This window comes from Mesorhizobium sp. (assembly GCF_004962925.1).
In the GTDB taxonomy this organism is placed as follows: Bacteria; Pseudomonadota; Alphaproteobacteria; order Rhizobiales; family Rhizobiaceae; genus Mesorhizobium.
In genome coordinates this window covers 12,389-15,977 of the sequence record NZ_SUEO01000132.1, presented here as the reverse complement: position 1 = coordinate 15,977, position 3,589 = coordinate 12,389, and the positions used below count along the sequence as shown (strand labels likewise).

The following is a 3,589-nucleotide window of genomic DNA, read 5'->3' as shown; positions in this document are numbered from 1 at the left end:
GATCGACATCGCACGTGGCATCAGCCGCATCGGCACGAGCCGCATCGCCATGGCCGCCGACATCGACCAGAAGCCGCCGAGGGCGATGCCAAGAACGACGCGGGCAGCCAGAAGCACAGGAAGCGACGACGCGAACGCCGCCAGCAGGTTCGAGACGATTAGCAGAACGGTCAGTCCCCACATGACCAGCCTGCGGTCCAGCCGTTTGGTGATGATGGCCATGGTTGGAGCGGCTATCGCGCCGACAACGGCCGTCGCAGTGACAGCTTGCCCCGCGGCGCCTTCGGTGATGCCGAGATCCTGCGCCAGCCGCGTCAGCAGGCTGGCGGGCAGGAATTCGGCGGTCACCAGGCCGAAAACGCCAAGCGCCAGCGATACCACCGCGCCCCACGCCGGCTCGGATCGTTCGTCGGTTTCCGCGGGATCAAGAACGGCGTCCATGACGCCTGTCGCGGGTTCGGTCATGATGGAATCTCCGATCTGGTTGCAGCGCAGCATTTGGCTGCAATGCAACATAGGGAGTGACCGCCTGGAGTTTCCATGCTAGAAACACCATCATGTTTGACTATTCGTCCAAAGTTCCGATCACCGGCGATCCGCTGACAGACATATTGCGCGGGTTACGGCTCGACGGCGTCGAATACGGCCGCTGTGAAATGCAGGAGCCCTGGGGCCTCCAGTTTCCGGCCCAGACGGCGGCGCGGTTTCATTTCATCGGCCGCAAGGGATGCTGGCTGCTGCAGCCTTCCGGCGAATGGGTGGAGCTCAAGGTGGGCGACGCGGTGCTGCTGCCGCGCGGTGCAGCACACGTCCTGGCGAGCGAGCCGGGTATCGAGGCTTCGCCGATCCAGGGCTACAAGGTCGCCGAGATCTGCAAGGACGTTTACTGCATGTCCAATGAAGGTCGCCGGCCGGGGACGTTGCTGTTTTTCGGCAGCATGTATTTCAATCTCGATGGGTTGCACCCATTGCTCGGCATGATGCCGGACGTGATGCGCGCGCACGAACTGGAAGCCTATGAACCCGGCATCCCGCATTTATTGGAGGCCATGGCCCGCGAAGTGACGATGGAGCGTGTCGGCTCCGGCGGCATTCTGGCACGGCTTGCCGACGTGCTCGCCGCCACCGTCATTCGCTCGTGGGTCGAGCGCGGCTGCGGCGACTCGTCCGGATGGATCGCGGCGGTGAGAGACCGCGAGATCGGCCGCGTGCTGGCCGCGATCCACCTCGAACCGGACCGCGACTGGACGGTGGAGACCTTGGCCAGGATGATGGGCGCCTCGCGATCGGGTTTCGCGGAACGCTTCGCGACGATCGTCGGCGAAACCCCGGCCAGATATGTCACCCAGGTTAGAATGCACCAGGCACGGCAATGGCTGGTCCGCGACCGGCTGAAGATTTCCGTCGTCGCCGCGCGCCTGGGTTATGAATCCGACGCGTCCTTCAGTCGGGCGTTCAAGCGCGTCATCGGATCGGCCCCCAGCCATTTCCGAGCCGAGGAACAGGCTGAGACCCGTCAAGCCGGCTAAGCTTGGCCAGAGGGCTTCAAGCCGCTAAGCATCTCCCGCCCAACAAACGCGCTTTAGCCCGCGTGACGGAGGCTTATTCCGCTACCCTTGTCGAACAGCACCACCTTGTCCGGATCCCAGGCAAAGCGCACCGGCTGCTCGATCTCGACATCGGTTCTGGCCGGCACCGTGGCCCGCAGCACGGCGTCGCCGACCCGCAGCGTCAGGATCTTTTCGACGCCATGGTTCTCGACATCGTGGACGCGCGCTTCCACCGGCGCCCCGCTCTCGAGATAGACATCCTCGGGACGAATACCGAAGACGAGCGGGCGACCGTCCGTCGCACCGCTCGTCTTGGCCCCCCCCGCAAAAGGCAATTCGAAATTCAGCGGTGCCATCACCGCGCGGCCATTGACGAGCTTGCCGTCGATGAGGTTCATCGGCGGCGAGCCGACGAAGCTCGCCACATAGGTATCGCGCGGATTGTTGTAGATCTCATACGGCGTGCCGGTCTGGACGATGCGGCCATGGTTGAGCACGCCGACCTTGTCGCCCATCGACATCGCCTCGATCTGGTCGTGCGTCACAAACAGGAAGGTCTGACCAAGGTTCATTTGGATGTTCTTCAACTCGGTGCGCAGCGCCTCGCGCAGCTTGGCATCGAGCGCCGAAAGGGGCTCGTCCATCAGGAATACGCGGGGCTTCCTGACGATGGCGCGACCAATCGAGACGCGCTGCATCTCGCCGCCGGAGAGGCGATCCGTCTTGCGGTCGAGCAGATGCTCGATGCGCAAGGTCTTGGCAACGCGGTCGACGCGCGTCTTGATCTCATCGGGCTCGATGCGGCGGATTTTTGGCTTCAGCGGAAATTCGAGGTTTTCGCGCACCGTGTAGCGCGGATAAAGCGAATATTGCTGCAGAACCAGCGCCACGTCGCGCTCGGCCGCACCCCAGTCAGCGACATCAGCGCCGTCGATGAATATCTGCCCCTCGTCCGGCTTTTCCAGGCCTGCGATCATGCGCAGCGTCGTCGTCTTGCCGGCGCCGGTCTCGCCGAGCAGCACGAAGAACTCGCCGTCGGCAATGTCGAGATTGAGCCCGGTCAATGCGGTGTGATTGCCGAATGTCTTCGAGATGTTCTTGAGCTGGATATGGGCCATCAGAGTCTCACCCCCAGCGAATTGCCGTTTGTCGTGTCGAAGAAGTGCGCCTGCGCCGGGTCGAGCTTGGCGAAGACCTGGACCCCGGGCTTGCCGACGAAACCGGAACGGGTGCGGGCGCGCAACATCTGTGCCCCAACCTTGAGGTCGACAATGTCGTAGGAGCCAAGCGGTTCGATGATGTGCGCCTCGACCGGCAGATAACCGTCGGCCGCCTCGCGCGAGACCATCACTCCTTCGGGGCGGATGCCGAGCGCAAGGCGGTCCTGCCCGACGTTCGCGGCGTCGAGCTGGCCGACCAGTTCGGCCGGGAAAAGGAACCCTTCCGCGGCCCCGTCGACGGTGACCCTGGCGCCGGAGCCGTTCATCGTCACCGCCGCGTTGGCGACGTTCATCACCGGCGAGCCAACGAATTGCGCGACGAACAAATTGGCCGGGTGCGTATACACGTCCGATGGGCTGCCTACCTGTTGCAGAACGCCCTCATGCATAATGACGATGCGGTCGGCAAGGCTCATCGCCTCGATCTGGTCGTGGGTGACGTAGATGGTGGTCGAGCCCTGCTTGATGTGCAGCCGCTTGATCTCCGCGCGCATCTCCTCGCGCAGCTTGGCGTCGAGCGCGCCGATCGGCTCGTCCATCAGCATCGCTTTCGGCCGCCGCACCAGCGCCCGGCCGATCGCCACGCGCTGCATGTCGCCACCCGACAGCGCCGACGGCTTCTTGCCGAGCAGGTCGGTGATCTGCAGCACTTTGGCGACCGAGCGCACCTCGCCGTCGATCTCTGCCTTGCTCTTGCGCATGGCGCGCAACGGAAAAGCGATGTTCTCGTAGACGCTCATATGCGGATAGAGCGAGAACGATTGGAACACCATGGCGATGTCGCGGTCGGCAGCCTTGACATGCTGGACCGGCTTTCCG

At 63.8% G+C, this 3,589-nt stretch carries 3 protein-coding genes and 1 pseudogene; 1 reads left to right on the top strand and 3 read right to left on the bottom strand.

All coding sequences use genetic code 11. From position 1 onward, the window contains the following. The coding region (locus tag E5W87_RS23150; protein WP_292402760.1) for an MFS transporter at positions 1 to 465 on the bottom strand (465 nt) is incomplete at its 3' end. Between the two features lie 92 nt (positions 466 to 557). Between E5W87_RS23150 and E5W87_RS23145 the strand changes: the two genes are divergently transcribed. Beyond that, positions 558 to 1,529, top strand: coding sequence for an AraC family transcriptional regulator (locus E5W87_RS23145; protein WP_292402758.1), 972 nt, complete (start codon positions 558 to 560; stop codon positions 1,527 to 1,529). Between the two features lie 53 nt (positions 1,530 to 1,582). Here E5W87_RS23145 and E5W87_RS23140 read toward each other — a convergent pair whose 3' ends face one another. After that, a complete protein-coding gene (locus E5W87_RS23140; RefSeq protein ID WP_292402755.1) occupies positions 1,583 to 2,668 on the bottom strand; it encodes an ABC transporter ATP-binding protein in 1,086 nt (361 codons plus the stop codon). After that, positions 2,668 to 3,589, bottom strand: a pseudogene (locus E5W87_RS23135) (ABC transporter ATP-binding protein); the annotation flags it as partial. The gene E5W87_RS23140 and the pseudogene E5W87_RS23135, both read right to left, overlap by 1 nt.

Excerpts from the sequence above, each read along its gene's own strand:
- E5W87_RS23145 (WP_292402758.1), top strand. The coding sequence starts at position 558 with ATGTTTGACTATTCGTCCAAAGTTCCGATCACCGGCGATCCGCTGACA.
- E5W87_RS23140 (WP_292402755.1), bottom strand. The coding sequence starts at position 2,668 with ATGGCCCATATCCAGCTCAAGAACATCTCGAAGACATTCGGCAATCAC.